At 70.1% G+C, this 4,744-nt stretch carries 5 protein-coding genes; 1 reads left to right on the top strand and 4 read right to left on the bottom strand.

The annotated features are described in order from the left end of the window. Positions 1-52: 52 nt before the first annotated feature. Both FNH04_RS41505 and hemL read right to left on the bottom strand, forming a co-directional pair. Positions 53-700, bottom strand: a complete 648-nt coding sequence (locus FNH04_RS41505; RefSeq protein ID WP_386576016.1) for a histidine phosphatase family protein — start codon at positions 698-700, stop codon at positions 53-55. A gap of 65 nt (positions 701-765) precedes the next feature. Next, entirely contained in the window at positions 766-2,082 is a 1,317-nt protein-coding gene (hemL, locus tag FNH04_RS41500; protein WP_152791412.1) for a glutamate-1-semialdehyde 2,1-aminomutase, read from the bottom strand. Between the two features lie 787 nt (positions 2,083-2,869). Between hemL and FNH04_RS41495 the strand changes: the two genes are divergently transcribed. Continuing rightward, positions 2,870-3,307 (top strand): hypothetical protein, encoded by a 438-nt coding sequence (locus FNH04_RS41495; protein ID WP_003974483.1) that lies wholly within the window; start codon positions 2,870-2,872, stop codon positions 3,305-3,307. A 174-nt stretch (positions 3,308-3,481) separates the two neighbouring features. On the opposite strand, the gene FNH04_RS41490 is transcribed toward FNH04_RS41495, so the two are convergent. After that, the gene (locus FNH04_RS41490) at positions 3,482-3,904 is read right to left on the bottom strand and encodes a nuclear transport factor 2 family protein (RefSeq protein WP_152791410.1); all 423 of its coding nucleotides are present in this window, start codon (positions 3,902-3,904) and stop codon (positions 3,482-3,484) included. Positions 3,905-3,909: 5 nt separating this feature from the next. After that, the gene (locus FNH04_RS41485; protein ID WP_152791408.1) at positions 3,910-4,716 is read right to left on the bottom strand and encodes an MBL fold metallo-hydrolase; all 807 of its coding nucleotides are present in this window, start codon (positions 4,714-4,716) and stop codon (positions 3,910-3,912) included. Between the last annotated feature and the right edge of the window lie 28 nt (positions 4,717-4,744).

Below are 4,744 nucleotides of genomic sequence, written 5' to 3'. Positions count from 1 at the left end.
CCCGAGAACCCGCAGCCCCCAGAACCCACAGCCCCCGTTTCCAGCGGAGCGCCTACGCTCCGAACGCCTTGTCCTTGCCCTTGACCGGCTTCGCCCCCGCGAGGAGATGCGCCGGCACCAGATCCCGCGCCGGCTCGGTGTAGCCCACGGAAACGATTTTGTCGCCCTGGTACGTGAACGTGGTGAGCGAGGCGAGCGTGCACTGCCGCTTGCGCGGGTCGTGCCACAGCCGCCGCCGCTCGACGTACGACCGCACGATCCAGATCGGCAGCTGATGGCTCACCAGCACGGCCTCGTGCCCCCGCGCGGCGTCCTTCGCCGCGTCGAGCGCCCCCATCATCCGGATGACCTGGTCGATGTACGGCTCGCCCCAGGACGGCCTGAACGGGTTGGTCAGGTGCTTCCAGTTCTCGGGCCGCCGCAGCGCGCCGTCGCCGACGCCGAAGGTCTTGCCCTGGAAGACGTTGTCGGCCTCGATGAGGCGGGCATCGGTGGCGAGGTCCAGCCCGTGCGCCTTGGCGATCGGGGTCGCCGTCTCCTGGGCGCGCTCCAGCGGGGACGCCACGACATGCGTGACGTCCCGGGAGGCGAGGTGCTCGGCGACCCGGTCGGCCATGCGCCGCCCCAGCTCGGAGAGGTGATAGCCGGGCAGCCGGCCGTACAGGATCCCCTCGGGGTTGGCGACCTCGCCGTGCCGCATGACGTGGACGACCGTCACGTCCGTACCGCTCGCGCCACTCGCGCCATTCGTACCGTTCACGCCGCTCATGCGGTGGCCTCAGCGGCGGCGCGGGCGGCGGCGGGCAGGGCGTCGGCGATCCGCTGGACGGCCCGTTCGTCGTGCGCGGTGGACACGAACCACGACTCGAACGACGACGGCGGCAGATAGACGCCCTGCGCCAGCATCGAGTGGAAGAAGGCGTTGAAGCGGAAGGACTCCTGCCCCTTCGCGTCCTCGTAGTTCCGCACCTGCCGGTCGGCGAAGAAGACGGAGAACATGTTGGAGGCGTTCTGCAGCGTGTGCGCGACACCCTCCTTGCCCAGGGCCTCGGTTACGAGTGCCTGGATCTGCTCGGAGACCGCGTTGACCTTCTCGTACGCGGCGTCGTCGAGCAGCCGCAGCTGGGCCAGCCCGGCGGCGGTGGCGACCGGGTTCCCGGAGAGGGTGCCGGCCTGGTAGACGGGCCCGGCGGGAGCGAGGTGAGCCATGACGTCCGCGCGCCCCCCGAAGGCGGCGGCCGGGAACCCGCCCCCCATCACCTTTCCGAACGTCATGAGGTCGGGCCGGACGCCGTCGATCCCGTACCACCCGGCCCGGCTGGTCCGGAACCCGGTCATGACCTCGTCGGAGACATACAGCGCACCGTTCGTACGACACGCGTCCTTGAGCCCCTGGTTGAAACCGGGCAACGGCGGTACGACACCCATGTTCCCGGGCGAGGCCTCGGTGATCACACAGGCGATCTCACCGGGGTGCGCGTGGAAGGCCTCGTGCACGGCCTCGAGATCGTTGTACGGCAGCACGATGGTGTCCCCGGCCTGCGCGCCGGTCACGCCCGGGGTGTCGGGCAGCGCGAAGGTGGCGACCCCACTGCCGGCCGAGGCGAGCAGCGAGTCGACGTGACCGTGGTAACACCCGGCGAACTTGATCACCTTGGTGCGGCCGGTGAACCCGCGGGCGAGCCGGATGGCGGACATGGTGGCCTCGGTGCCACTGGACACGAGCCGCACCTGCTCCAGCGGCTCGACCCGCGCGACCATCTCCTCGGCCAGCGCGACCTCGCCCTCACCGGGCGTACCGAAGGAGGTGCCGCGGGCGACGGCCTGCTGGACGGCGGCGATGACCTCGGGGTGGGAGTGCCCGAGGATCATGGGCCCCCACGAACACACAAGATCGACATATTCCCGCCCGTCGGCATCGGTCAGGTAAGGACCGGTACCGGACACCATGAACCGGGGCGTACCGCCCACGGCACGGAAGGCGCGCACGGGAGAGTTCACACCGCCAGGCGTGACGGCCGACGCACGCTCGAAAAGAGTCTGCGAAACTGGGGCTTCGTACGGATAGCTCACACAGGCCATGGTGTCAGAGCCCCCGAAGATCCTGCGGACAGGTGTTTCAACGCACGTTTCGGCGCGCGGTCCCGGGGGAGGTCACTGACACGATGATCGGGTTGCGCGGCGGGGGCCACGCGTCCTAGAAAAGCAGTCGGGTGGAGATATGCAGCGCGGTGGCGGACTGGGCGAGGGGACCGATGACCTGGGTCCGCGGCGTGCCCGGCGGGGAAGGCACCGGCGCGAGGCGGGGGAACCGACCGAGACACGGGGCGAGGCACGACAGGCGCAGGGCGGCCAGGTTCCGCCGGCCCCTCCCGCACCGGCAGACCCGGTAGGACCCGCGGGCCCGACAGGCCCCGGGGGCCAGACGGGCCCGGGCGGCCACGCGACCCCTGGAAATCACACGGGCCCCGGAGGGCACGGGGGTGGCCCTGGCAACCATGGCGGTCCGCACAGCCCCAGGAACCCACAAGGCCCAGCAGGCCCCACAGCTCCCGCAGGTCCCACAGGGACGGGGCCGCTGAGTCACACCGACGCAACGGGTTCTATGGTTCCCCTTGATCCCTCGATCCCCATGGATCCCACGGACTCGCAGCAGGGCGGTTCCGCTTCCCAGCAGGGCGGTACTGAGCGAATCGACCGACCGGACCGTATGGACGGTAAGGACCGTATGGATCGGATGGATCACATGGATCGCATGGATCAGACCGGCAGGACGAACCGGACGCCTCGGACACCCCGGATGGACCGGATGGACCGGACGGACCACGTGGCCGATCGGCTGCGAGCAGGGAGCAGGAATGGTGGTCGGGTGGGGGTGACGTACAAATACTTCGGCGCGCCCGACGGCGCGACGGCGGCCCGCGTCCCGATCTCGATGCGACCTGAGGAACTCGGCGGCGACGAGCTCGGCATGAACGGCATGTTCACCAAGATCAAGCCGGAGACGATGGCCGCCATGGTGCTGACCGGCATCGAAGGCGTCCCCCTGCACAAGGTGCCCCCGCTCGAACTGGTCGTCCTCCACCCCGACTACGCGGTCGTCAAGCTCCCCATGACGGTCGTCGACCCCCTGCGCGGCATCGGCGAGGAGGCCGTGGGCGCGGCCGCCTTCATCTGGTCCACAGTCCCGGACCGAGGCGGCCCACGGGACGCCTTCAACGTGTACCAGTTGCTGCACGAGTGGCAGGACTTCAGCCACCGCCTGCACGAGGCAGGCCACCAGCCGTACTGCCTGGTGTGGCCCTGACCTGCGATTTCATGGTGTTCGGGCGGGGCTTTCGAGCTCCGCCCTCGTCATGTGCAGGGGTGTGCGTCGCTCCGTGGACCAGAACGGCGCCCGCCCTTGAGGGTCATCCTCAAGGGCGGGCGCCGTACGCCGCGATGTGATGGGGGCACGGCGTACGGCGGTTGGTGCGGGAGGTCAGTCGGTCATGGCGTCGCGGACGAGCGCGGTGTCGACGAACTGCTCGAAGCGGACGATCAGGCTGCCGCGGACGACGAAGTGGTGGGCGACGCGGACGTCCATCGGTTTGCCGGTGGCCTTGTTGACGGCCGTGTAGCGGGCGAGGACGACGACGTTCTCGCCGTCGGCGACGTAGGTGTCGTCGTGGACGACCCAGCCGTCCCAGTCCTGGCCGAGCTTCTCCATCACGTTCGACGTCACGCCCTCGGGGGTGCGGTAGGTGCCCGCGAGGGGGAAGCCGGCCATCTCCGTCCACTCCACGTCCGGGGCGAGGGTGGCTCGCAGCGCCTCCAGATCGCCGGCTGCCGAGGCCAGGTACTGGCGGCGTACGACGTCGGCGGGGGCGGTGGAGGTGGCGAAGTCGGTGCTGCTGTGAGCCATGACGGTCAGCCCCACTTCATCTCGCCCTTGGCGACCTTCGCACCGATCTGCGCGGCGATCAGCATGCCGTTGCCCGGGTAGCGCCCCACGAGTGCCTCGGTCAGCGCGGCGCCGTCGGCGGCCTTGTCGAGTTCCTCCTCGAAGGCGAGCAGGTAGTCGCGGGTCGCGGTGATGGCGGAGGCGTCGGCGGGGGTGCCGGGCAGGCGGTGGCCGGGGACGACCAGCTCCGGCTGCAGGGCGACCATCTCGTCCAGCACATCGATCCAGGCGGCACGGTCACCCGGGGTGGGGGTGTCGGCGACCCAGACGTGCTCCTGCTGGAAGAGCAGGACCCCGCCGAGGAGCGCGCGGTGCTCGGCCTGCCAGAGGTAGTGGCGGTCGGGCAGTCCGGCCGAGCCGCCCTTGAGCTCGAAACGGTGGCCCTCCAGGGTGAGGTCGCCGGTCAGGGGCTCGAGGTCGACCAGGCGCGTGGGCAGGTTCGGACCCAGAGCCGCCCACGCCTTGAGCTTGCCCTCGTAGGAGTGCCTGATGTGCTCGATGACGATCGGGGTGGCGACGAACTTCGCCTCCGGGAAGGCGTCGGCGAGCACTTCGGCGCCGAAGTAGAAGTCGGGGTCGCCGTGGCTGACGAACACCGTGGTCAGCTTCTTGCCCGAGTCGAGGATCTCGGCCGCCAGGCGGTGGCCGTCGGCGCGAGTGAAGGCCGCGTCGACCAGCAGGGCCTCGTTCTCGCCCGTGACGAGGGTGGCGGTCTTGTTCTTGGCTCCGGCGGGGAAGTCCAGGTCGAGGACCTTGAAGGAGAGGGTGCTCATTGTCGGCTCCTTACGGGGAGGGGGACGG

Source organism: Streptomyces phyllanthi (genome assembly GCF_009377205.1).
In the GTDB taxonomy this organism is placed as follows: Bacteria; Actinomycetota; Actinomycetes; order Streptomycetales; family Streptomycetaceae; genus Streptomyces; species Streptomyces phyllanthi.
This window is presented reverse-complemented; position numbering and strand designations above follow the sequence as displayed.